Origin of the sequence: Fictibacillus phosphorivorans, assembly GCF_023715845.1 — a bacterium.
Classification (GTDB): domain Bacteria; phylum Bacillota; class Bacilli; order Bacillales; family Fictibacillaceae; genus Fictibacillus; species Fictibacillus phosphorivorans_D.
Genome location: NZ_JAMBOR010000006.1, coordinates 109,474 through 132,139, shown reverse-complemented (window position 1 = coordinate 132,139; position 22,666 = coordinate 109,474). Strand labels below are relative to the sequence as shown.

General features: G+C 42.2%; 24 protein-coding genes and 1 pseudogene. 16 read left to right on the top strand and 9 right to left on the bottom strand.

Translation table 11 applies throughout. The features are described from left to right. The first annotated feature begins 201 nt into the window (after window positions 1-201). The 8 genes from M3206_RS07190 to M3206_RS07155 all read left to right on the top strand — a co-directional run bounded on the left by M3206_RS07190 (window position 202) and on the right by M3206_RS07155 (window position 6,640). Window positions 202-1,047: a cupin domain-containing protein gene (locus M3206_RS07190; RefSeq protein ID WP_251311837.1), complete on the top strand. Its 846-nt coding sequence runs from the start codon at window positions 202-204 to the stop codon at window positions 1,045-1,047. A 427-nt stretch (window positions 1,048-1,474) separates the two neighbouring features. Continuing rightward, window positions 1,475-2,287: an ABC transporter ATP-binding protein gene (locus M3206_RS07185; protein ID WP_251311836.1), complete on the top strand. Its 813-nt coding sequence runs from the start codon at window positions 1,475-1,477 to the stop codon at window positions 2,285-2,287. Window positions 2,288-2,356: 69 nt separating this feature from the next. After that, window positions 2,357-3,301 (top strand): iron-hydroxamate ABC transporter substrate-binding protein, encoded by a 945-nt coding sequence (locus M3206_RS07180; protein WP_251311835.1) that lies wholly within the window; start codon window positions 2,357-2,359, stop codon window positions 3,299-3,301. 47 nt (window positions 3,302-3,348) lie between these two features. Further along, on the top strand, window positions 3,349-3,489 hold the full coding sequence (locus tag M3206_RS07175) for a hypothetical protein (RefSeq protein WP_251311834.1): 141 nt from the start codon (window positions 3,349-3,351) through the stop codon (window positions 3,487-3,489). A gap of 16 nt (window positions 3,490-3,505) precedes the next feature. Next, a complete protein-coding gene (locus M3206_RS07170) occupies window positions 3,506-4,549 on the top strand; it encodes a FecCD family ABC transporter permease (RefSeq protein ID WP_251311833.1) in 1,044 nt (347 codons plus the stop codon). Next, window positions 4,546-5,553, top strand: a complete 1,008-nt coding sequence (locus M3206_RS07165; protein WP_251311832.1) for a FecCD family ABC transporter permease — start codon at window positions 4,546-4,548, stop codon at window positions 5,551-5,553. Before M3206_RS07170 ends, M3206_RS07165 begins: the two co-directional genes overlap by 4 nt. 244 nt (window positions 5,554-5,797) lie before the next feature. Next, the gene (locus tag M3206_RS07160) at window positions 5,798-6,172 is read left to right on the top strand and encodes a hypothetical protein (RefSeq protein WP_251311831.1); all 375 of its coding nucleotides are present in this window, start codon (window positions 5,798-5,800) and stop codon (window positions 6,170-6,172) included. 294 nt (window positions 6,173-6,466) lie between these two features. After that, on the top strand, window positions 6,467-6,640 hold the full coding sequence (locus M3206_RS07155; protein ID WP_251311830.1) for a hypothetical protein: 174 nt from the start codon (window positions 6,467-6,469) through the stop codon (window positions 6,638-6,640). A gap of 173 nt (window positions 6,641-6,813) precedes the next feature. On the opposite strand, the gene M3206_RS07150 is transcribed toward M3206_RS07155, so the two are convergent. The 3 genes from M3206_RS07150 to M3206_RS07140 all read right to left on the bottom strand — a co-directional run bounded on the left by M3206_RS07150 (window position 6,814) and on the right by M3206_RS07140 (window position 9,260). Then, window positions 6,814-7,866: an NAD(P)/FAD-dependent oxidoreductase gene (locus M3206_RS07150; protein WP_251311829.1), complete on the bottom strand. Its 1,053-nt coding sequence runs from the start codon at window positions 7,864-7,866 to the stop codon at window positions 6,814-6,816. 112 nt (window positions 7,867-7,978) lie between these two features. Next, window positions 7,979-8,119 carry a hypothetical protein gene (locus tag M3206_RS07145; RefSeq protein ID WP_251311828.1) on the bottom strand — a complete coding sequence of 47 codons (141 nt, stop codon included), beginning with the start codon at window positions 8,117-8,119 and terminating at the stop codon, window positions 7,979-7,981. 259 nt (window positions 8,120-8,378) lie between these two features. Continuing rightward, a complete protein-coding gene (locus tag M3206_RS07140; RefSeq protein ID WP_251311827.1) occupies window positions 8,379-9,260 on the bottom strand; it encodes a TetR/AcrR family transcriptional regulator in 882 nt (293 codons plus the stop codon). 167 nt (window positions 9,261-9,427) lie between these two features. Here M3206_RS07140 and M3206_RS07135 point away from each other — a divergent pair, with 167 nt between their 5' ends. Both M3206_RS07135 and M3206_RS07130 read left to right on the top strand, forming a co-directional pair. Continuing rightward, on the top strand, window positions 9,428-10,966 hold the full coding sequence (locus tag M3206_RS07135) for a DHA2 family efflux MFS transporter permease subunit (RefSeq protein WP_251311826.1): 1,539 nt from the start codon (window positions 9,428-9,430) through the stop codon (window positions 10,964-10,966). 128 nt (window positions 10,967-11,094) lie between these two features. After that, window positions 11,095-11,256 carry an imidazoleglycerol-phosphate dehydratase gene (locus M3206_RS07130; RefSeq protein WP_251311825.1) on the top strand — a complete coding sequence of 54 codons (162 nt, stop codon included), beginning with the start codon at window positions 11,095-11,097 and terminating at the stop codon, window positions 11,254-11,256. Between the two features lie 52 nt (window positions 11,257-11,308). On the opposite strand, the gene M3206_RS07125 is transcribed toward M3206_RS07130, so the two are convergent. Further along, a complete protein-coding gene (locus tag M3206_RS07125; RefSeq protein WP_251311824.1) occupies window positions 11,309-11,755 on the bottom strand; it encodes a hypothetical protein in 447 nt (148 codons plus the stop codon). A 189-nt stretch (window positions 11,756-11,944) separates the two neighbouring features. After that, window positions 11,945-12,595, bottom strand: coding sequence for a FusB/FusC family EF-G-binding protein (locus tag M3206_RS07120; protein ID WP_251311823.1), 651 nt, complete (start codon window positions 12,593-12,595; stop codon window positions 11,945-11,947). A 327-nt stretch (window positions 12,596-12,922) separates the two neighbouring features. On the opposite strand from M3206_RS07120, the gene M3206_RS07115 reads away from it, so the two are divergent. Next, window positions 12,923-13,345, top strand: coding sequence for a hypothetical protein (locus M3206_RS07115; protein WP_251311822.1), 423 nt, complete (start codon window positions 12,923-12,925; stop codon window positions 13,343-13,345). Window positions 13,346-13,414: 69 nt separating this feature from the next. Here the strand turns inward: M3206_RS07115 and M3206_RS07110 are convergent. After that, a pseudogene (locus tag M3206_RS07110) lies at window positions 13,415-13,666 on the bottom strand (KGG domain-containing protein); the annotation flags it as partial. A 239-nt stretch (window positions 13,667-13,905) separates the two neighbouring features. Here M3206_RS07110 and M3206_RS07105 point away from each other — a divergent pair. From M3206_RS07105 to M3206_RS07085, 5 genes are all read left to right on the top strand, one after another. Further along, window positions 13,906-14,400, top strand: coding sequence for a DinB family protein (locus M3206_RS07105; RefSeq protein WP_251311821.1), 495 nt, complete (start codon window positions 13,906-13,908; stop codon window positions 14,398-14,400). Between the two features lie 33 nt (window positions 14,401-14,433). Next, window positions 14,434-14,997 carry a GNAT family N-acetyltransferase gene (locus M3206_RS07100; RefSeq protein ID WP_251311820.1) on the top strand — a complete coding sequence of 188 codons (564 nt, stop codon included), beginning with the start codon at window positions 14,434-14,436 and terminating at the stop codon, window positions 14,995-14,997. Between the two features lie 89 nt (window positions 14,998-15,086). Next, a complete protein-coding gene (locus M3206_RS07095) occupies window positions 15,087-15,656 on the top strand; it encodes a dienelactone hydrolase family protein (RefSeq protein ID WP_251311819.1) in 570 nt (189 codons plus the stop codon). Window positions 15,657-15,881: 225 nt separating this feature from the next. After that, complete coding sequence (locus tag M3206_RS07090) at window positions 15,882-16,493, top strand: DedA family protein (RefSeq protein ID WP_251311818.1); 612 nt, start codon at window positions 15,882-15,884, stop codon at window positions 16,491-16,493. A 74-nt stretch (window positions 16,494-16,567) separates the two neighbouring features. After that, window positions 16,568-16,939 carry a VOC family protein gene (locus tag M3206_RS07085; protein WP_251311817.1) on the top strand — a complete coding sequence of 124 codons (372 nt, stop codon included), beginning with the start codon at window positions 16,568-16,570 and terminating at the stop codon, window positions 16,937-16,939. Between the two features lie 90 nt (window positions 16,940-17,029). Here M3206_RS07085 and M3206_RS07080 read toward each other — a convergent pair whose 3' ends face one another. From M3206_RS07080 to M3206_RS07070, 3 genes are read right to left on the bottom strand one after another with little or no spacing between them, the layout of a single operon-like run. Continuing rightward, complete coding sequence (locus M3206_RS07080; RefSeq protein ID WP_251311816.1) at window positions 17,030-18,583, bottom strand: SagB family peptide dehydrogenase; 1,554 nt, start codon at window positions 18,581-18,583, stop codon at window positions 17,030-17,032. Window positions 18,584-18,619: 36 nt separating this feature from the next. Next, complete coding sequence (locus M3206_RS07075; RefSeq protein ID WP_251311815.1) at window positions 18,620-20,560, bottom strand: TOMM precursor leader peptide-binding protein; 1,941 nt, start codon at window positions 20,558-20,560, stop codon at window positions 18,620-18,622. Then, window positions 20,557-22,380 carry a bacteriocin maturation protein gene (locus tag M3206_RS07070; RefSeq protein ID WP_251311814.1) on the bottom strand — a complete coding sequence of 608 codons (1,824 nt, stop codon included), beginning with the start codon at window positions 22,378-22,380 and terminating at the stop codon, window positions 20,557-20,559. The genes M3206_RS07075 and M3206_RS07070 overlap by 4 nt, the downstream gene beginning before the upstream one ends. Window positions 22,381-22,666: the final 286 nt, after the last annotated feature.

Below are 22,666 nucleotides of genomic sequence, written 5' to 3'. Positions count from 1 at the left end.
GAGACGTCCAACAGGACGTCTTTTATGCGTATTGCGGCGAGAGACAGCACTCCACATTTGTGCATTGCCATAAAGGCGCGTCAATCTCGTCTTATGCAATTAGCTCATCGCTCGACAAGTATATCACGTTTTAAACTGAATGAGAAGTGGGCACCTTCTTTAGACATAGGCATATGATAATCTGATAAGTCTTTGAAGGGAATGAGCAACGTGTATCACTCTTACAACCGAATTGACCAGTCACAGGCAGATTCTTTATTAGCAGGTATTCAAAAAGAAGCTACAGCGGTTGATTTATACCAGAGGCTAGTACAAACGGCGCCTAATGAGGAGCATAGGCAGCATATTCTGAACGTACTTGAAGCGAAGCAAAATCATTTGCAGTACTTTCAACAAATGTATACCTCACTTACGGGACTACAACCAGAATTTCATGTAGATCCTGTCGCCTTTTACAATTACAAAGATGGATTGAAAAGGGCTTATGAGTTGGAACTCGAAGGGTCCCATACTTATCAGAACTATTGTCAGCGCGATGAGAATCCATTTATACAGCAGCTTTTTATGCAAGCTGCTGCTGAGAAAAATGAAAGTGCCGTTCGCATGGAATCGTTATACCGAGACACCCCTAGTGAAATTCGAGATTATGGTAAAAAGCCGTTGGTCATTAATATTGAAGAAGCAACAAAAATAAACAATACATTCCGAACGGCTTTATGGACGGGGAAACATCTTCAAGTAACCTTAATGAGCATCGGTGTGGGAGAAGACATCGGATTAGAACGGCATCCGACCACAGATCAGTTTTTAAGGATCGAGGAAGGTGAAGGGTTGGTGCAGATGGGTGATTCCCAAGATCAATTGAACTTTGTCGTTCAAGCGTATGACGACTTTGCTATCATGGTTCCGGCCGGTAAGTGGCACAATGTCATCAATACAGGTAACAAGCCACTCAAACTGTACTCGATCTATGCTCCGCCTGAGCACCCGTTTGGAACCGTTCACCGAACAAAAGCAGAAGCGATGGCTGCAGAAAGACAGAAATAGAAAAAATTCATTGAATTTTATCCGATTCCTGTGAAAAATTGACCCAGAAGCGAAACCATGCGCTTTTGGTGTCAATTTTTTTTGTTGTTTGAAGGATTTTTTGCTGTTTAAAAGAGTTTTTTCAGGTGGAAGAGAGATGTTTGAGCGAAAAGAGGGGCACTTTGAGCGTAGCGACAAGATTTTGAGCGAAACGAGACCTGTTTTGAGCGTACAAGAGAAATTCTGAGCGAAGATCGGGATTCTTGAGCGAACGTGTAATAAATAAAAAAACACGTACCGTATAAACGAAAAATTTAAACAACTTTGTGAAAACTTCAGAATTCTTATTGACACACTTCCTGCATTCCAATAAAATAACTACGAGATTGATAATCATTTTCAATTGATTGATATAGATCAACAACCAGCACAAAAGGAGGGCGTCAACATGTCCAGACTGAATGCGGAACACTTACATATTGCCTATGGTGAAAGGGACATTGTAAAAGATCTCAACATTTCCATTCCGGATGGAAAGATCACGACGATCATTGGACCGAACGGCTGCGGAAAATCAACAGTTTTGAAAACGTTGTCGCGCATTTTGACTCCGAAGGCAGGCGCCGTATATTTAGATGGTAAAGCTGTGAGCAAGGAGTCAACAAAGAAAATCGCACAAAAGATGGCAATCCTTCCACAATCGCCAGATTCACCAGAAGGACTTACAGTAGGAGAACTTGTTTCTTACGGAAGATTTCCTTACCAAAAAGGATTCGGAAAACTATCGAAGAAAGATTTTGAAGTGATCGACTGGGCTCTTCACGTGACCGGTGTTTCCGAGTTTAAGGACCGACCGGTTGATGCATTATCAGGTGGTCAGCGCCAGCGTGTCTGGATCGCGATGGCATTAGCACAAGAAACAGATATTATTTTACTCGATGAGCCGACCACATACTTGGATCTGTCTCATCAATTAGAAGTGCTAGAGCTGTTGCATCAATTGAACCTCAGTGAGAAACGTACGATCGTCATGGTGATTCATGATTTGAACCATGCGGCAAGGTTTGCTCACCACATGGTTGCGATGAAAGACGGTTCTATTTTAAAAGAGGGAACAGCTGAAGAAGTGATGACGCGTTCAGTGCTTCGAAATGTTTTCAATATCGATGCAGAGATCGGGATCGATCCAAGAACGAGAAAACCTGTTTGTCTGACGTATGATCTTATCAAGAATGTTAAGCTAGTTGAGAACTTGGCGTAATCGATCGCCTTTCTTTTTTACAGTTAATTGAGAATGATTTTTATTATCGTATATATGGGGGATAACAAAATGAAGAAACATACAAAACAATTATTCGTAATCGTTATGACCATGCTGCTTGTATTCGCACTAGCTGCATGTGGAAATAAATCAGAAGAAGGCGCAAGCTCAGGCGAGAAAGATGCTAAGAAAGAAACAAGAATCTATAAAGGTGAAAAAGGCGATGTAAAAGTGCCAGCTGAACCAAAACGTGTAGCTGTGCTTGCAGCAACTTACGCTGGTAACTTGCTAGACTTAGGAATCACACCAATTGCAGTAAACGAATATCCGAAACAAAACAAGTTTTATGGAAACAAACTGGACAAAGCAGAAGTGGTTACAGCAGATTCATATGAAAAACTTCTAGAGCTTAACCCAGATCTAATCATTACGTATTCTGACGACAAAAACATTAAGAAGTATGAAGAAATCGCTCCAACTGCTACACTGACATATGACAAGTACAACTATATGGAACAGCATGTTGAGATCGGTAAGATCGTTGGTAAAGAAAAAGAAGCAAAAGCATGGGTCGAAGAGTGGGAAAAGAAAGCAGCAGAAGCTAGCAAAAAAGTAAAAGGCGCGATCGGTGAAGATAAAACGTTCATGGTATTAGAAGCATTCGGAAAAGACATGTATGTTTACGGGAAGAACTGGGGCCGTGGAACAGAAGTCATCTATCAAGCTCTTGGACTAAAAGCACCTAAGAAACTAGAAGAAGATGTATTCGGACCAGGATGGAAAGCGATCTCAACTGAAACGATTCCGACTTATGCAGGAGACTACATTTTTGTTGGAACAGGTACAGGTAATCCAGATAACTCATTCATGGAATCAGATGTTTGGAAAGAGCTTCCGGCTGTTAAGAACGGAAACGTTGTTAAGTTCGATTCAGAGTCCTTCTATTTCAATGACCCGATCTCATTAGAAAAAGAACTAGATTTCATCGTAAAAGAACTTACAAAAAAGAAATAATGGGTTGATTTTACTTTTATCTTCTTGAATACTGATTGGAGTGGAAGATGCGAGACTCCAGCGGGACGAGTGGGACAGGTGAGACTCCTAATGGCGCAAAGCGGCAGGAGGCTCACCGCACGCCCCGCGGAAAACGAGTATCTGGAACGGAAATCAATCATCCTCGTAAAGAAATTACAAAAGCCTGAAAAAGGAAAATAGGCCATGTTCAAAAAGAAGACGAAGCTTATAAAAGATAATAAAGTATATTCAAGGCCTGCCGTTGGTTTAGTGATCCTGCTCTTTGGATTCATTCTCTTGTTGGGGAGTATGGGTTTGGCGATTTCAGTAGGAGCTGCCAAGATCAATTTTCCGTCAGTCTGGAACGCGGTCTTAAACTATGACCCTAGCAGGGAAGCTGATCGTATCATCATGAGCCTCCGATTACCGAGGGAACTTGGGGCTGCGGTCGTCGGTGCGGCGTTTGCGGTAAGTGGTGCGATTATGCAGGGAATGACGCGAAATCCGCTTGCAGACCCTGGGTTACTTGGTCTGAACGCAGGTGCGAGTTTAGCTCTTGCCTGTGTGTTTGCTTTTAATACGGATGCAAACTATTTTACCGTGATGCTCATTTCCTTTATTGGTGCAGGGATCGGTGCAGGCATGGTGTTCGGATTAGGCTCGATGAGTAGAGGAGGACTTACTCCCATCCGTATCACTTTAGCCGGTGCAGCTGTTTCTGCACTCCTTTCTTCATTAGGAGAGGGAATCGCGCTTTATTTTAAACTCTCACAAGACTTGGCATTCTGGACAGCGGGCGGTGTTTCGGGAACAAACTGGACACAGCTGAAGCTGATCGTGCCGGTCGTCATCGCGGGAATCTTGATAGCCGTGATGTTTTCCAGACAGCTCACCATCTTAAGTTTTGGTGAAGAGGTCGCAAGAGGACTTGGACAGCGCACATTGCTCACAAAAGTCGTCCTCATGACGATTGTTCTGATCTTAGCTGGCGCTGCTGTATCACTTGTCGGCGCCATCGCCTTTGTCGGATTGATGGTTCCGCATATTGTCCGATTCTTGGTAGGTACCGATTATCGTTGGATCATCCCTTGTTCAGCTATGTTTGGAAGTGTCCTGATGGTACTCGCTGATACGTTCGCTCGTACGGTTAACGCCCCTTATGAGACGCCAGTTGGTGCTGTAGTAGCTATGGTCGGTGTTCCTTTCTTCCTTTACCTTGCTAGAAAAGGAGGAAGAAAACTGTCATGATGAACCCTGCTCAAATAAAGAGAATTAGACTGACAACGCTCATATCGATCCTATTGCTTTTAGTCGTTTTTGTAATAAGTGTCGCAACGGGTTTTGCCTCACTTTCGCCTGCTGAACTATTTCGAACGGTAATCGGGCAGGGGACACCTCGAGAAAACTTGATTTTGTTTGAGTTTCGACTTCCGAGAATATTTGTAGCCATCTTAGCTGGGATGGGACTCGCTGTGTCTGGTGCCATCCTGCAAAGTTTGACGAAAAACCCGCTTTCTGACCCTGGTATTCTAGGAATCAATGCCGGTGCTGGTTTGATGGTCGTGGTTTATATCATGTTCTTCACAGTTGAGTCATCTAGCTTCTTATATGTGCTGCCGCTTTTTGCACTTGCAGGCGGTATGGCAACAGCGGCTGTTATCTACATCATGTCTTACATAAAAGGCGAAGGAGTCGAACCAACGAGGCTTGTACTCGTCGGGGTCGGGCTGGCCGCCGCATTATACGGAGCAACATTAACCTTATCAACACGATTAGATATGGAAGATTACGCCTTTATGGCAAACTGGATAGCGGGAAGAATATGGGGCGATGATTGGACGTTCGTTCTTTCATTGCTGCCATGGATCTTAATTTTGATCCCGATCACCATTTTTAAATCCAATGCGCTCAATACGTTGAATCTGCATGAGAATGTTTCAATTGGTGTTGGAGTGAATGTTGGGCGGGAGCGAATCGTTCTGATCATGATCGCGGTTGCCCTAGCATCTGCATCTGTTGCGGTGAGTGGAGGTATCGGTTTTGTGGGACTGATGGCGCCTCACATCGCAAGGTCACTCGTAGGTCCGCGACATCAAGCATTCTTGCCTGTCGCTGCATTGATAGGAGGAATCTTGCTCCTAACAGCGGACACGATAGGAAGAGTCGTCCTCGATCCGAGCGGTATTCCAGCAGGAATCATTGTAACGATTATCGGAGCACCGTATTTTATGTATCTCTTAGCAAAAAAATAAACATGAAACGTACTCTAAGCTGTCCATAGCTGGGCAGCTTTTTTTATGTGACTTCTATGAAGGACCAGAACAGGTTCTTTCTACGATCCCTTCATCTACAGAGCCTATTGCAATTTTCCTTAATGGAGAAAAGCTCTACGAAGGAATACCTTCTTCTCAAACTAATGTGAACTACAAATTCAAACAAGGGTGGAACGACCTAACTGTTTTGGTTTATGTACAGAGCATTAACAGCCCTTGTACATTGGATTTGGGATTTGACCCTATCTCTGTAAGTACTCATTGCTACGCATCCAGTCAGTTCTTAGAAAAGGTTTCTGTATTTGATCTACGTTACAACACAAAGAATAATGATTGGTCTAAATACGCGCTTTACGAGAAAGATGGAGAGGTCTATATTGTGGTTAATCATTCGCTGCCAGGTGTAACATACGACCTGTATTACGACTATGTAGATGATGTACCATTATATTATGAAAGAAAAATAAAACAGGGAGAAGGGATTGGGATGAAAAGAGTAGGGATTATCGGTTCTACTACTTACTTTAATGAGGTTACAGCTCAAATCACTTCTACCATTTCAAAAGGTACTCCAGCTACCTGTTGTTTAAGGGAATAAATAAAGTACCTTATATGGCCAAACTTTTTAATCATTTAAATCAACCTGCACCACATAATTATGGAGACTATGCAAGGGCAGCCTCCGCATGGCAACTGGAGAAAAAGCTACCTATTTGGGGAAGAATTGTGAGCGCCCCAATACCCTCAAGTGGAACAAAGCAAGTTATCGTCTACCTAAGTAAGACTGGTAATGACTATACTTGGCATAGAAGAGTTAGCTTTACAATTGATAAAAGCAAAAAGGTTACCATTAAGAAATGGTGGGTTAATTAAAATATAAAGTGGTGAAATTATGTCTATTCTGAGTAGTTTTGGAGCAGCAGCATTATTTATATTTCTTCTAATCTTTTTCGATTGGAGAAAAGGTTATAAAGGGAAAAGTCCTTTACGTAAGGCATACATGGCAGCATTCCAGGTTACAGTAATGGCAGCCCTAATCTACATCACGAGTAAACCATTCGGATAAACAAAATGTCTGGCACCTAAATTAACGGCCGTATATTAATATGTAACTATGGACAATATTTAATTATGGTAATACCTAGCCTTACAAGGAGGCAACAGAAGCCGCTCTAATGAGTCCAATTAACTGACAAACCGACCAGATAACATTGTCTGGTCGGTTTGTTCTATTTTCTATTAAGATTGTATCAACTGTTTCACCAGTTCACGGTTGCGCTCTTTAAACACTTCGTTATGAGAGGAAACCATCGCTACGTTTTGAGCGTCTGGCTGAATGAACTGCTTCGCTTTGTTAACAGCATTCGCTGCGTCCTGGAACGTTCCTGCGATCAAATTCAGTTTACCTTCATGCTTCAGGATGTCCCCTGCCGCATAAAGTCCAGGGACGGATGTCTCACTGTTTGCGTTCCCTGCAATATAAAAGTTATCAGCGAGTTCGATATTCAGGTCGCTATTTCCAAGCAAAGATGTATCCTGCTCATATCCATGATTGATGATGACTTCATCGATCGGCAGGTAAGAAACTTCACCAGTCACATGGTTCGTCAGCTCGATCTGCTCGATCACCTCATGATTCGGACAAGCAAACAATTTCGAGATCGATGTGTTAAAAATACAATCCGCGCAACTGTTCATCAGCTGGGTAACCTGAGCCTCGTGTCCAGCTAACGTACCTTTTCGATATGTAAGGTAGACTTTTTTGGCGATCGGCACCAGTTCGTTTGCCCAATCGATAGCAGAATTACCACCGCCTGAAATTACAACGACTTTATCCTTAAATTGCTGAAGAGATTTTACGGTGTAGTTCAGGTTAGACACTTCGAATCTTTCTGCACCTTCAATATCCAATCGTTGAGGATTCAAGATACCGCTGCCAACGGCAACGATCACTGTTTTTGAAAAGTGAAGTTCACCGCTTGATCCTTTTAAGATGAAAATGCCGTCTTCATCCTTCGTCATGGATTCCACTTTCTCGTTAAGAACCACTTCGGGATTGAATGTTAGTCCCTGTTCAACGAGCTTTTCGATAAGCTGTGCTCCAGGGAGTGGGGGATGCCCGCCGACATCCCAGATCATTTTCTCAGGATATACGTGAATCTTTCCACCCAAATGGGGCTGAAACTCTATAATCTTTGTCTTCATTTCTCTTAATCCGCTATAAAACGCTGAATAAAGACCTGCTGGCCCTCCGCCTATAATGGTTACATCAAAAATATCTCTGTTTTCCATATGCGTTCCTCCTCAGGAAGCAACAATAGTGATTATCATTCTCATTTAAATATATAATGAATCTCACTTTTTTACAATGGAAAATTAAGCGTTTTATCCGTAACGTGAAAGGTTATTCTTTGCTTTCAGCTTTTTCTACAGAATCAGTTATTTTGTTGATCTTTGAATTTAGGATTATCCCAAAAACAAATGAAGTAACTAGCCCCAGAATACTAAAGAATATTAATGCTGCAAAACCCGTTTCATTTCGCATAATGTAACCTCCTGCAATATAAATTTGACGAATTTAGTATTTGTATTGTCATTTCTTTTATCCCATTCATAAGAATTTCAGCTCTTTTTAAAGGATGAGCTGCGGGTTTGCGTGAAGAATGAAGATCTTGCGTGAAACTCCATGTGTTTACGCGAAAAGAGAGAATTCTCCGCGAACGTGTAATAATTAAAAGAACACGCACCGTAAAAAATGCCTTCAATAAAAAAGAGGCACCCGGAAATAAATCCGGTCTGCCTCATTATCTTTTAAGCTCGGTCTTTAACAAATACCAAAGCATATTTGTGAATTTTTGAACGTGTGATTGCACAGGGGTATCATCAAACAGCTTTTGAAACGGGTTTAACAAAGGCTGAAGAACGACTTTACGCATTCGTTCACGCTCTAATTCGCTCATGATAACTTCGAATAAATCCTGTTGCTCTTCCGTAAAGGTGTGATGATCCTGCAGGACCTCCGCAAGCTTTATAACATCTTCTTTGGTCACGACATTTTTACTCATATTAGATCGCAACAGATCAATAGCAGAATGGTTCAGCATTACTTTTTCGTTCATGATCATTTTTGGGGCGATCAGTTCAATATATGACAGAAGGGTGCCCACCACTTCATCTAATGAAAACGTACTGTTCGTGACACGTAGTGTAAACAACATGTGTTGCACCATTCCAAAAAAAAGGACGGTCGCTTCAAAAGCGTGCTCGCGGATATCTTCTCCCATGATGTCAATAAACCGATTAGATAGCCATTCCATCTCATAAACACGATGCTGCATCACCAATTTTTTCAGGTCCGCCTCATTAGATGATAGAATCGCCTCAAACAAAGGTGTTACGTTACGTTCATGATTTAGACGCATGATCGTAGTAATCTGTTCGATAAAAACTTGTCGGTCACTTGGATCCTTGCCGATCTGAAGGGCGATACGCTGCTGGCTCGCATCATAGCGCAGGAACTCTAAGATATCTGCTATGCAATCACTCTTTGAGGAAAAATAATTGTAAAATGTGCCTTTTGAAATATTCGCTTTTTCGATGATCTCCTGAATCGAAGTTTGCTGAATACCTTTTTCGATAAACAGTGTTAATGCGATATCTGCAACTTTTCTTTTCTTATTATTCATGTATTCAAGCCATCCTTTTGTTTTCTCCTACTAGTAGTATAAATTTCTTCTACTGGAAAAACAAATATTTTTTAAACTGACGGTACAAAAGTATTGCCTTTTTTATACTACGAGTATAAACTTAATAAAGTTAAGTAGTTCATTTTAAAAATAAGAGGGGAATATACATGAAAAATAAGGATACAGCTTTAGAAACACAAAAGCCTCCATATTTAATGCTTGCCATTCTCTTCGTTGGGGCATTCGTTTCATTTCTGAACAACTCATTGCTGAACGTAGCTCTTCCGACGATTATGGTGGATTTAGAAATAAAAGATTATTCGACTGTTCAATGGCTTGTAACAGGATACATGCTTGTCAGCGGGGTTTTGATTCCTGCATCAGCCTTTCTGATCACACGCTTTTCAAATAGATCGTTGTTTATCAGTTCAATGGCGATCTTTACATTAGGTACAGCGATTTCAGCCTTTGCACCTAACTTTGGTCTTTTACTGACTGGCCGCATGATCCAGGCCGTTGGTTCCGCTGTGATGGGACCATTGTTAATGAATATCATGCTCGTAAGCTTTCCACGCGAGAAGCGTGGGATGGCAATGGGGATCTTTGGTCTTGTAATGATTACGGCTCCTGCAATTGGACCTACTTTATCCGGGTATATCGTAGAGTACTATGACTGGCGTTTACTGTTTGAGATGATTCTGCCGCTTGCGATCATCAGCTTACTGTTTGCCGTCTGGAAACTTGAAAACGTGATGACTCAAAACAAGAAGGCGACTCTTGATTACACATCTCTAGTCTTATCAAGTCTCGGTTTCGGAGGCATTCTATACGGATGCAGTACCGCAAGTTCAGATGGATGGACGGATACCATCGTTCTTAGCACACTCATCACAGGTAGTATCGCATTAATTCTGTTCTTGTGGCGTCAGCTCAAACTTGATGAACCGCTATTAAATATACGTGTTTATAAATATCCGATGTTTGCATTAGCTTCAGTCATCGCGATTGTAAACGCAGTAGCGATGTTCTCGGGGATGATTTTAACACCGGCTTATGTACAGAGTGTTCGCGGTATTTCACCGTTAGACTCTGGTCTCATGATGCTGCCGGGTGCGATCGTGATGGCGATCATGTCACCGATCACAGGGAAACTGTTCGATAAATTCGGACCGCGCGCTTTAGCAGTTATCGGGTTGTCGATCACAGCCGTTTCCACTTATATGCTGGCGAACTTAGATGCAAAATCAGCGTATTCTTTTATCATTTTTGTTTACTCAATGCGCATGTTCGGACTTTCCATGGTCATGATGCCGATCATGACGAACGGTTTAAACCAGCTGCCAACAAAGCTCAATCCGCATGGTACGGCAGTGAACAACACAGCACAGCAAGTGTCTGGTTCGATTGGAACAGCTATCCTTGTTACGCTCATGAACTCTGTAACGAAAACAGAAGCAGAAAGCTTAATGAGCGGAGTGGATCCTGCGACGATCACACAAGCGTCAACCGCTGAGATCACTCAGCAAGCTTTATTAGCAGGAATTCAGTATTCGTTCTATGTAGCATTAGGAATGAATCTTGTTGCTCTCTTATTAGCACTGTTCGTGAAACGAGTAGATACAAGTGCAGAGGCTGTTAATAAAATCGAAAATCAAAGCAAAACACTAGCAAAACCAGCAAAACCAGCAAAACCAGTAACCGAATAAAAAAGGAAGCTGATACAAAAGGGAAGGATACCCATTTGTATCAGCTTTTTTATATGGTTGAAAAATGAGTAATCGGGAGCAGAAAAGCAATACTAAAAAGGAAGCTAGATGTAAAAGGAGGAAATAAAATGACGAACCGCAACGGAAGTGAAGGAAGCAAAAATCAAGGTTCACCAAAAGCGCAGCACGATCAAGAATTTGCAAGTGAGCTAATCAGCGGCAACAATAACAAAGGAAACGAGTATCGTTCAAAAAAGGGAAGTAAATCGAAGCAAAATAAAAAATCGTGAGGAGTGGTTCTCACGATTTTTTCCGTTCAGACTACGAATTAGAGGCGCGCAATTATTTACTAGACCGTCCGCCGCCATAAAGATATTGTTGTATAACCCACCATGGGATATACTGTTGACCCCATTGGCCCATTTGTCCTTGCTGTCCCATTTGGCCCCCCATCTGGCCCATCTGGCCCATCTGGCCCATCTGGCCCATCTGACCCATTTGTCCTTGCTGTCCCATCTGGCCGCCCATCTGTCCCATGCCAGATCCGAAAACAGGAGGAATCGGTCCTTGATAAGGAGCAATACCAACCATATCGGTTTCATGGACTTGCATCGCTCTAACTCCACTCGGTGTGAATACATTAAGGGTTGCCATTTTGGTTGCTTTATCGTATTTAACGACTTGGGCCACCACCTGCCCGAACCCTGTAATAGAAGTCGTGATATATTGACCAATAAATTGTTCGATAACACTGCCTGGTACTAAATACGCTCTTTTACCTTTAAACAAAAAAAACATCCTTTTAATAAATTTTCTTCCGTATATGTATATGTTCTTATTAATTAGAAGTATGGACGAGAACCTAATAGGTAGTCATTATTATTAAAATGATCCTGTTGATCAGGGAAATCGGGGTAGGAAAAGTAAAACCACCTAATTCATGAGTGAATTAGATGGCTTTTTTGTTTGTATTTATTTTTAATGAAGAACATCATGCAGAAATTTCTCTAACACTGTAACGTCTGTAATCTTCTTGTTGCACGTATGACTGTCTACACACATATAGTTGCCGATCGCTTTATAATAATCTGAGGATGCGTTCGCGGGTTTAGATTTGGTGACCGCTGAAAACAGCGCTACGTCTCCAATCCCATTACATAAAAAGCATACGCCTTTACTTGCCGGTGTGTAACGCCCTTGAATCCCCACTGTCTTACCGTTCAGATGATAGACGATGAACAGTTTTTGAGTAGCGATGTCCACCCAGCCCAAATAACTGATCTTGTGAAGATCAACCGCGCTGAGGTTTGGTGTCTTTAACTTCTTGATCTTTGGAAACAGCTTCATCAACTGTTTTCCCGTTACTTCCGAAAAGGCTTCTAAATAAGACTCTAACGAAAGGAAGTATTGTTGAAATTCTTCAGATTTACGCATCCCGACGAATTTTTCTACCATTTCTTTTTGTGAATGTGTTAATTCGGGAAACGAATCAAGAATCGCAGTGAGAGCACTGAACTCTACTGCTTCGATGACTTTAGGGTCAGCACCGTTATTGCAGGCGTGCTGCAGCTTTCCGACCAGTTTTTTAATGAGGTTATATTGATGGTTTCTAATAAATGGTGTTTGCATTTGCTTTTACAGCTCCTTCGTTTTATTTATAAAAAAACAAGCTGCAAAGCCCATTATTAGAAACGATAACTGCTCTCGGGCGACAATTCTAACTAATTACGATCCGCCCATACAAAGTATCGCCCTAACAACAAGGCTTTGCATGAGCAGCTTCTGATTACGGCAAACTGATTTGCCATTTCCATCAACCTCCATTCTTTATCTATTATAAAAAGTATAAAAAACGTATACAAATTATATGCTAAATGACCGGAACTATTGTTATACTAATATAAGGTTAGAAATTTTATCAGGCAGGTGTTCTCTATAAAAATAGTAGAAGATATGATGAAAGAATACTCTTTTCCTGTAGACGTTGAATTCAAGACGATCTCCGAAACCCGGCCATTGGCGGGAGGAGTGTATCGTCCAACAAACAATAAGATCACACTTTATATAAAAGGTTTAGAAAATCAATGCCTCACGCTGTACAAATCATTGAAGCCATTTGAGATTCATGCTGCCATTGTATTTGCACATGAATTGGGTCACGCCTTAGATGATACGCTCTTAGATATCTGTGAACAACTTGATACCATCAAAGCAGGTCATATTAAACGAAGAATAGAAATACGTGCAGAGACAAACGCATGGGAAATCGCTAGGATACTACTAGGTGACAGACTGAAGGTGATGGAGAACAGGGAGTTGTTCGAACTCTTGATGCACCACTCTCTAGAACCTTATTATGGCAAGGGATTTGCAGCTTAAGATTAAAATAAAACTCGGTCCTTCATCGAAAGGAACCGAGTTTTTTATGGTTTTTATCCGTTGTTATTATTGTTTTCTAGCTTTTCCGCCTTTTTCACCGATCTCCCGGTAAAAGTCTTTATTATGGTTTCTGGAGGTAGACTCTCCACCTTTTTCACCAATATCTTGGTAAAAGTCCTTATCATGATTTCTGGAGGTAGCTTCTCCGCCTTTTTCACCAATATCTTGATAAAATTCTTTGTCATGGTTTCTTGAAGTCGCTTCTCCACCTTTGCGACCTGCTTCTTCTCTGCTCATTTTACCTCGATTTTGTTTAGCCATCGAAAATTCCTCCTTTAAATGATATCAGCCGACAATGTTCCTTGTTGTCAGCTGTATAGGAAATGTATCCGTTATTCTAGAATAATAAACAAGGGAATGTGTTTTTTATAAATAAATCTTTTGAATGGCTGCTCGAGGGGATTTGACGGTTTTTAAACGGAGGTTTAAAAGGAAAATACCTTTCGAAAATAGAATATCTATTTGATTTAATGAGATCTCGTTATAAGGAGTTGAATCAAGTGGTTCATGCAAAAGGCGTTTTGTCTGATCAATTATTAGCAAACGCAAATGATCCGAGCTGGTATCTTCCATTTTCCGACTCGGTTAAAGGTTTATCAGAGAAACAAGCTTTTTGGAAGCCTAGCGAAAACTGCCATAGTATCGCTGAAATTACGCAGCACTTGCTTTATTGGAATGAAACGTGGCAAACCAGATACATAAAATCTCATGTTGATGCCGTGGCCGCTATTGGTGACAATGACAAAAGCTTTGTCATTCCAGAAGATGCAACTTTTAATCAACTTAAAGAACGACTTCTAGAGATCTTACTCAAATGGCAGGAGTTATTAACCGAAGAAAAGCTTGAAAGGGAAGTTACAGGGTTTCCTCTGCCTGCGAAATGGTGGGAAGTCATGGGAAACGTTACAACGCATAACGCTTACCATATCGGGCAGATCATTTTTATTCGGAAGCTGCAAAACAGCTGGAAAGTAGAAATGATAGAAGCCAAATAATAGTGAAGTTAAATCTTTACGGAGGGCTAGTTGATGTTAAAAGGGAAGCATGTGTACTTAAAACCGGTGGATCGAAATGAAATAGAACCTTTACTTGAACTTGAAACAAGGAACAAGGATTTCTTTAATCAATTCGCTCCTACGCGTGATGATGATTTTTGTACTTTGGAAGGACAAGCAAAAAGACTGGAAAGGATGGAGGAGAACAGAGAGAACGATCTCGGATACTCCTTTGGTATCTACCTTAATGATTCTGATATCTTGATTGGTCAGATTGGTCTGTTTAAGCTGGAGCGTGGGCCTGGTCAGAAGGCGATGGTAGGGTACTCCCTCGATAAAGAGCATAACGGAAAGGGCTATATGACAGAAGCGTTAAAATTAATTGTTCGCTTTGCGTTCAATCAAATAAAGCTTCATCGAATCGAAGCTCAAGTCATGCCTCGTAATATCGGGTCCGTTAGAATATTAGAGAAAAATGGATTCCACAAAGAAGGAATCGCAAAGAAAAATGTCATGATCAACGGGAAGTGGGAAGATCATCAAATGCTTGCCATCCTTAATGATCATTATGAACAGGTAATAAAGAATGAAACGTAATCAACAAACATAGCAGGATTACTGAATAAGTAGTGCAAGAATCTTGTTAGTTATTCAGGTATAAAATTTATAAATTGGAGGAAGACACGATGGCAGAAGTTTTGTTGTTTCACCATGTTTTAGGCAAAACGAAGGGGATTGAAGAAATCTCCGAACAACTGAGAGGTGCGGGACATACAGTGCACGTACCAGATTTATTCGACGGTCGAATTTTTTCCACGCTGGAGGAAGGCCTGGCATTTGTTAAGGAAATTGGATTTAATGAAGTGACGGCGCGTGGCGTTCGGGTAGCGAGCGAGCTTTCACGCGATGTTGTCTATGCTGGTTTTTCACTTGGTGTCCCGGCAGCACAGCAGCTTGCTCAAACTCGTGATGGTGCCAAAGGTGCATTGTTTTTTCATGCTTGCCTCCCAACCTCTGCGTTTGAATCTCCGTGGCCGGCCGACTTGCCTGTGCAAATTCACGCCATGAGTGAAGATCCTTTTTTCGTTGAAGACGGAGATATCGATGCTGCCCGTGAACTTGTTGCTTCAGCCGATCGAGCTGAACTTTTTCTGTACGAAGGCAAGGAACATCTATTTACCGACAGCAGTATACCGTCTTACGATGCTGACGCGACGAGGCTTGTAATCAAGCGAGTTCTGGAGTTTCTCGCCTAATTAAAGGTTCGATCAGATAAAACGAAAACCCTTGGTGTAGGAATATGCCAAAGGTTTTTTATAACGCAACTCTATTTTGAAGGTATAGATATTGGTTAAGGTCTCCATTTTTCGTCCAAGCTTTTTAAAGGAACTTTATATTAATAGAAACTTTTTTAGAAAACAGACGTACTTGTACAGAGTCTATTCATAAAGGATATTTTAGTTTGCATAAAGGAGCAAATGATGGAAAATTGGTTAACGAACATCATGAACGAATTCGGCTATGTGGGCATCTTTTTGCTGATTGCCCTTGAGAATATATTTCCGCCTATCCCGTCGGAGATCATCTTAACGTTTGGCGGGTTTTTGACACAAACGGCTGACTTGAGTATATGGGGTGTTGTCCTTTCAGCCACAGCGGGTTCTGTCCTTGGTGCTTTAGTGTTGTACTGGATCGGCCTTCAACTGGATGTTGAGAGGATGGAGAAAATTATAGATCGGTGGGGGCATATTCTGCGTCTATCTAAAAAGGATATCCATAAAGCTGATGCTTGGTTTGATAAATATGGACCATGGACGGTATTCTTCTGCCGATTTGTACCACTCGTCCGCAGTTTGATATCGATCCCTGCTGGCATGTCTAACATGAACATGGGTGTATTCCTTCTGCTCACAACGATAGGGACACTAATATGGAACGTGGTACTCGTAAACCTTGGAGCTTATTTCGGAGAATCTTGGGACATGATCGCTCATTACATGGATGTTTATTCCAAAGTGATCTATGTGGTGCTGATCGTATTATTCATCGTATTCATAGGGTTATATATAAGGAAACGTCAAAAAAACAGTTAAATATTCTTAGGAAAAGAGCAGCAACCTCATTTATACTTGATGTAAGAAATTAACAAGTTTTAAGAGGAGGAACTATGAAACTAGGTGCATTTTCTGCAAGTTTAACGGTAAAGGACATTCATGCTTCTAAGGAATTTTACGAAAAGTTAGGGTTCACAACCTTAGGTGGCGACATAACGCAAAATTGGCTGATTATGAAGAACGAAAGCTGTGTAATCGGTCTTTTCCAAGGCATGTTTGAAAAGAACATCCTCACCTTTAATCCAGGGTGGAATCAAAATGCTGAAAATCTTGATTCGTTTACAGACGTTCGGGAACTTCAAAAAGAGCTTAAAGCAAAAGGCATAAAGTTCCTAACAGAAGCCGATGAAAACGGCGAAGGACCTGGTAGTTTCATGATAGAAGATCCGGATGGAAATCCTATTTTAGTAGATCAGCATCGATAATAGATATAGCATAAAAAAATAGGAAATAAAGGTAGCCTGAGAGATGATTTACTCTCAGGCTTTTATTTTATTGTTAACGCATAGGAACATTTAAAAACGCAAACTTCCTTGCAGCCTCCCATTCGAACGATAATACCCCACTGAAAGGTGAAGGAGACTTGTTCTTCCGACTTTCTTTAATTGAAAGAGCTCATCGTACCAAGGGACATGAAACCCAAGGATCGGATGTGCGCCTAGATTTAAGGCAGAGGCGGCTAAATTCAGTGAATGAGATAGAATTCCAGCTTCCATGTGTTGAATCCGATGGCCCCTATAACCGAATCTATCCTTTAGGTGACCGGTATCGCCAGCGATTGTAAAAGAGAGAGGAATCTGGGTGGTATTCACAAAAGCGGACAGAAGTCCATCCTGCAAGGCAGTTCGATAATCACCTTCAGCTAAAGGGACGAGGCTGTGCTTCCCATCATCATAAACATACACCCCATGTGGCAATCCCTCTATTTGATAAGTAGTTACGTAGATGGATAACCTGCTAGGAAGCTGTTTGCTTTCTTTATCTACGTCATTTCGATAAGAACGCACAGCGCTCGTTTCGTTCAAAAGCGAGGATAAGGTATTCTCATTTATAGGCTTTAACACAAAATCCAAACCGGGTGAATAACGTTTACGGCAAGCTGAATAAAAGTCAGGAGACAACCGCTTAGCCTTACTTAGTGAAATAGATGATTTACTCCATTCTTCTTTTTTAAACGAATTTTTGTTTGGATCCGCTGAAAAAGTGTCCATCATGCATGCTTCGTTCATTTTAAGCAGCATCGGGTAATCGATGATTTCCTTCGATCGGACGTAATGCTGAGGATGGAGAGGGGGGAGCTCCTTACATAATTTTTCTGCCGATATTCGTTTGTGCTCTCTATCATCAAACCAGGTCATTTTTTTATCCATCGAAAGAGGAATCACCGCATAGACACTTTCTTCTTTCTCGTTGATTCCGATCAAATGATGAAGGGCACGATCCAAAAACTGATAATAAACGCCTGTTTCAAAACCAAGACGCTTTCCAACTTCAAGCAGCTGACCGATCACGAATCCAGCATCCAGACCTTGGAGGCGGTAAGAGAAATTATGATATTTGAAAAAGTTCTTCCAAAAGAAAGTCGAGATAAAAATGGCGCCAATGACAGATGAAAGGTCACAGCGGCTTCCGAGTGCCTGATCTAAATAATGATCAAAGTTTCCTTCCCGCAAACAAACTAATCGGTGGTGGGCTGCGTCATAATGATAGATGCCGTCAGCCACACCATCCATTTTTAAATAAAGATAAAGTTCATTCGGATACAGACCTCCGCCTGATGGAATAAAACGACGGTAAGTCAGCCACGGACCTGTATCCCCTGGAAAAGGGAACGATTCGCTCACTTGGGTAAGACCAAAACTATACGAAAGAAAATCACTCAAACTTTTTAACGTTGGTTTTTCTGTTCGACCAAGTTCAGGGGAAATCTCTGAATCTAGTTCAATAAAAGGAAGTCCCTGGTACAATTTGTAGGGAAGAGGCGCGTCCTCCCAGTTTACCTCCCAATCAGGGGGTGTTATCTGATCTGTCTCATAATGAAGCTTATACAAAAATTCATCGAGATTCATAACATTCCCCCTTTGTGTCTGCTGGTTTTCAACGGCTTATGGAAAAGGATGAGGATACGGATTAAGCTCATCAAATGTGAGAGGCTGTTTCACATACCCCAGTTTGGCCGGAACAGTCAGAACGCGATCCAGTCCTTTTAGCCGAGTTAGGTGGTGACCGAATGTCATCGGTAGCATGCCGGGAATCACCACTTTTACACAATGAAGTCCGTTTCGTTTTAGTTCGGGTCCAGTCTGATCCACCACAATGACATCCATGTTTAGACTCTTAAACCTATCCAGCACTTCTTGTAAATCGTCCATCAGATCAACCGTTTGCCGGACGGGTTGGAATTCATCTGTAAAACTTCTTTTCATCCGTTTATCGAGCAGGAAGAACATTCGTTTTTCCGCTTCTTTCAAACCGTACAGCATCGAATGATCCTCCATATGGCGGACACGGTACGAGTCATGAAGCATCTCTTCGAATTTTTTTTGCTCTTTTTTGAACACATCATCCATGTTCAAGAGCATGCCGGAGAGTTCTTGAACCGCTCCTTTGATCGCTCGGCTCGGATCGAGGTGGGCGCCTGCTGCACACAGCAGATTCAATCCGTCATCTTTCGTGTTCTTGGCCAATGCCCAAATGCTTGGGATGCCGTTTTCCGTCGTTGCGTTAAAAAGCTCGATTATATAGCCTGTTGTATGTTGAAGGCGGTAAAGCATGAGCTGAAGCTCTGCATCATCAATCGTCTTCGCGTCGAGACGAGGAATAGGGAGCTGTCCGTACCACGCCATAAGGAATGCGTCTCGCTCAACGACCTCGAAGATTCCGTACAGGATTGCTTCCTCCAAACTGCCGCCGACCGCACACCCGTTAGAAGTTTCGTATACAAATCCTTCTCCGCCACCTAAGCTGTAATACGCGAACGTTTCAGGTACGAGAATCGGCCGCTCTTCTGTTAACGAATACCCCCAAACCCAATGAACAGGACGGTCAGGGTCTAACGGTTTAAATGGAAAATGCGGCCGCTCGTACTGTTCCTTCGTGTGAAGACCGATCGACTCAGGGTTCAGCGCATACTTTTCAACCTTTGAATACGGTTCATACACAGTGGTCTGTTTACCTCTCGGCGCATAGCCGCAATACCTCTCAAGTCCCTCCAAAATACCTGAGATTTCACTATGTGCATAAGATTGTGTTCGTCCCGCGTTCAACTCATTGCCTGAGAGCAACGGAAGGTTGACGACCGTATCAGCAAAAGGGGACAAGTAGTCGTAGCGCTTGAAATTCAATATACCTGTCCGGCCGTCCAGATAGTCTTTGCTTAGCACCTTCTGAAGTTCGTCGATCGAACGGCACCGGTAACTTTCCGGAGAAGTTTTCGGGCTTGATTTTAACGTAATTTTTGCAGAATCCGCAGTATCCTCTGGAAGTTCAGAGCAAACTGAACAATACGGGTCAGGCAAAAAGAAATGACGAGACAGCCTGAAGGATTGTAAGTGCATGAGCTGGATGTGCCTAGCAGTCTGCGGTTTTTCTTCATTAAAAAAGCGATGGACCTCATCCTCAATGAGTAAGGAAGTTTGAGAGATTGCAAAATTTGTTCCCCAAGGATCTGGAGAAGGGTTAGTTTCATTCATCGTGTGTTCTTTTATCTGAAAAAGTTCTCTTCGGTCTGTGGCGGTCATAAAAAGCCGAGAATCCGCACATTGGGAACAGCCGGGTTCATCAGGCAGGACAAGGGGACCGATGATCGCTTCACCAAACGAAAAGAATGCCCGGAGCCAGGGGATGTCGCTCGATCGCAACATTTCTTCCGCTTTTACATGTTCGATAGGATCCCAAGAATCGTGAAGAAACAATGCTAGACTTTCGTGATTCGGATGAGCTTCCTTCACAGATGGACAACGCGTAATCGAATAGGTTCCACCTAAATTCATAGATACATAGTCAGCCAACTTCCCGTCTCCAATGATCGCGATGGAGTGCTTCATGTCTGTCCCTCCTCGCATAGTGTGACACCGAAAATCCCGGCAGTATGTTCAGCGAGGATCGTTTCAGCTTGCAGCAGGAAAAATTCTGCCCGAACATTATTCTTTTTTAGGGTTTCAAGAGCTAAAGTGAAGGTTTTTTGTGGGGACTGATCAGTGAATGTTAGATTATCAGTTTTCGCCTGTATGGGAACGGAATGTACTTTGATGCCATAAGGGTTAAATGGGTTATCTATATTTTGTATATCGATTAAAGCGGTTTTTAGTGCGCGCTCTACAGCAGTTTTCGTATTCAGACCCACGCTTCCATACCAGTAATGATCGGTCTGCACCCAGATTACAGGAAAGCCGAGCTCATCAGCACCACGATAAAGTTTGGTTCCTGGACAACAGGCAGACAACGATTGGAGTAAGAAGTGACATCTCTCATCTTGTACAGCATTTACATCCAACTTAGATAGAGCAGCATATTTCTTTATCTTTACAAATGTCTCGTGAAGATGGTTCTGAAGAGCTCTACACATCCCTTCAACAGCCGTTTGACCAGCACCAACGCCCAAGGAAGGCATGATCTCCCGGTATAATCCTTTTACATAGGTTTCGAGCCCTGAAAGACCGGCTTCTGTTCTCGCTTCATCATGCGTAATACCTGAACAGACGATCTCTATGTGCGGATCGGCGACCGTCACTTTGCATTGGGACAACGGAAGCTGCCGCAAATCTTCTTCTTCCCACGTATGAAAAATACCGGTCTCTCTTGACGTGATCTGATAAAACAGCGACTGGAAATCCTTTTGTGGTTTAGTAGTGTCCATCATGTGCAGAAGCGGATCCGGTAGAGGCGCTGCATGGATCGTTTTAGCCACATGAGGATGTGGAAGAACAGGATGCCAGCTGCCCTCGAGTGTGTCTACGTTCAATCTGTAGATCAAGCTGTCTTCATTCTTGTCTTGCACACCGGTAATCGTCTTAAAAAGTTCAAAAACCGCAACATTCGCGAGCATGGAAATTGCGGTAGACGAAGGGGAGTGATTTTCCTTATGTTGCAGCCGGCGATAAGCGGATTCCCAACATGCTTTGGATTCTATTGAAACCATCGGTCCCGCAAAAGCAGCCCTTTTATCAATCGTAACGGGTAAAAAGAGCTTGCCTTGCTTCTTGCAGAAATCGTGTGTCGCGCGAAGCTGATCTAAATCATCACCATTTGATCCATAGATGATACATTCAAACGGCTGCATGTTTTCCTCATTTTTTAATGGTGTAATAGAAATGTTAGTAGCGGGATCAGTGGATTTCGCTTCTTCGATCAGTTTTTTCAGCCGTTTTTCATCGGTTTTTTGAGTGGGAAAGATATGGAACGCAGGAAGGCCGGAATCGATCAACGCACGAACAAATGAGTAAAGTAGGGGACCAGAACCGATAACCGCTGCTTTTGTCTTCCGATAGGCTTGAAATCGATGCGCACCAGAGTCTTTTACATGATTGATGTATTCGATCTGCGAAGCGTATTTTTTTAGAATGAGATCGGGAAGTTCGTGGGGAAGGTCCTGACTGACATCCCGCACAAATCCATTTTTGAATAAAACATCCGTAATCTTATACACCTGCTCTTGGTAGGGCTCCGGCAAACCATTCGTGATTTCGGCAAGTGTCAGACTGCCATCGAGCATAGGAATTAACCGTTCCAGCCACTTTTCGATCGTGCTTCCTTCCATGCGAACAGAGGTGACATTGTTTCTGAGGTACACTCCCCTATTTTTTTCTGGATAAATGAAAAGATCTTTTTTTACCTTTAAACACATAGAAGGATTTACGTTATCCATAGAACCACTCCTCCAAAAAAAAGCTCATCATCTATTCATATGGGGGAGCTGTTGTCCATTATGTATTTTTTGTTGGGGGGAGTAGTGATGGCTGTTGGGATAAGACTTGAGGGAGTGGTTTTACGGTACGTGTTCTTTTATTTATTACACGTTCGCGCAGAATCATTGGCGTTTCGCTCAAACATGTCCAGCTGCGCTCAAAATGCCCTTGCTACGCTCAAACTAGTGCCCGTTTCGCTCAAAAATGCCGTTTTTCGCTCAACTTGCTACATTCGGACCCTAGAAT

Excerpts from the sequence above, each read along its gene's own strand:
- M3206_RS07190 (WP_251311837.1), top strand. The coding sequence starts at position 202 with ATGAGCAACGTGTATCACTCTTACAACCGAATTGACCAGTCACAGGCA.
- M3206_RS07185 (WP_251311836.1), top strand. The coding sequence starts at position 1,475 with ATGTCCAGACTGAATGCGGAACACTTACATATTGCCTATGGTGAAAGG.
- M3206_RS07180 (WP_251311835.1), top strand. The coding sequence starts at position 2,357 with ATGAAGAAACATACAAAACAATTATTCGTAATCGTTATGACCATGCTG.
- M3206_RS07175 (WP_251311834.1), top strand. The coding sequence starts at position 3,349 with ATGCGAGACTCCAGCGGGACGAGTGGGACAGGTGAGACTCCTAATGGC.
- M3206_RS07170 (WP_251311833.1), top strand. The coding sequence starts at position 3,506 with ATGTTCAAAAAGAAGACGAAGCTTATAAAAGATAATAAAGTATATTCA.
- M3206_RS07165 (WP_251311832.1), top strand. The coding sequence starts at position 4,546 with ATGATGAACCCTGCTCAAATAAAGAGAATTAGACTGACAACGCTCATA.
- M3206_RS07155 (WP_251311830.1), top strand. The coding sequence starts at position 6,467 with ATGTCTATTCTGAGTAGTTTTGGAGCAGCAGCATTATTTATATTTCTT.
- M3206_RS07150 (WP_251311829.1), bottom strand. The coding sequence starts at position 7,866 with ATGGAAAACAGAGATATTTTTGATGTAACCATTATAGGCGGAGGGCCA.
- M3206_RS07145 (WP_251311828.1), bottom strand. The coding sequence starts at position 8,119 with ATGCGAAATGAAACGGGTTTTGCAGCATTAATATTCTTTAGTATTCTG.
- M3206_RS07140 (WP_251311827.1), bottom strand. The coding sequence starts at position 9,260 with ATGAATAATAAGAAAAGAAAAGTTGCAGATATCGCATTAACACTGTTT.
- M3206_RS07135 (WP_251311826.1), top strand. The coding sequence starts at position 9,428 with ATGAAAAATAAGGATACAGCTTTAGAAACACAAAAGCCTCCATATTTA.
- M3206_RS07130 (WP_251311825.1), top strand. The coding sequence starts at position 11,095 with ATGACGAACCGCAACGGAAGTGAAGGAAGCAAAAATCAAGGTTCACCA.
- M3206_RS07120 (WP_251311823.1), bottom strand. The coding sequence starts at position 12,595 with ATGCAAACACCATTTATTAGAAACCATCAATATAACCTCATTAAAAAA.
- M3206_RS07115 (WP_251311822.1), top strand. The coding sequence starts at position 12,923 with ATGAAAGAATACTCTTTTCCTGTAGACGTTGAATTCAAGACGATCTCC.
- M3206_RS07100 (WP_251311820.1), top strand. The coding sequence starts at position 14,434 with ATGTTAAAAGGGAAGCATGTGTACTTAAAACCGGTGGATCGAAATGAA.
- M3206_RS07095 (WP_251311819.1), top strand. The coding sequence starts at position 15,087 with ATGGCAGAAGTTTTGTTGTTTCACCATGTTTTAGGCAAAACGAAGGGG.
- M3206_RS07090 (WP_251311818.1), top strand. The coding sequence starts at position 15,882 with ATGGAAAATTGGTTAACGAACATCATGAACGAATTCGGCTATGTGGGC.
- M3206_RS07085 (WP_251311817.1), top strand. The coding sequence starts at position 16,568 with ATGAAACTAGGTGCATTTTCTGCAAGTTTAACGGTAAAGGACATTCAT.
- M3206_RS07080 (WP_251311816.1), bottom strand. The coding sequence starts at position 18,583 with ATGAATCTCGATGAATTTTTGTATAAGCTTCATTATGAGACAGATCAG.
- M3206_RS07075 (WP_251311815.1), bottom strand. The coding sequence starts at position 20,560 with ATGAAGCACTCCATCGCGATCATTGGAGACGGGAAGTTGGCTGACTAT.
- M3206_RS07070 (WP_251311814.1), bottom strand. The coding sequence starts at position 22,380 with ATGGATAACGTAAATCCTTCTATGTGTTTAAAGGTAAAAAAAGATCTT.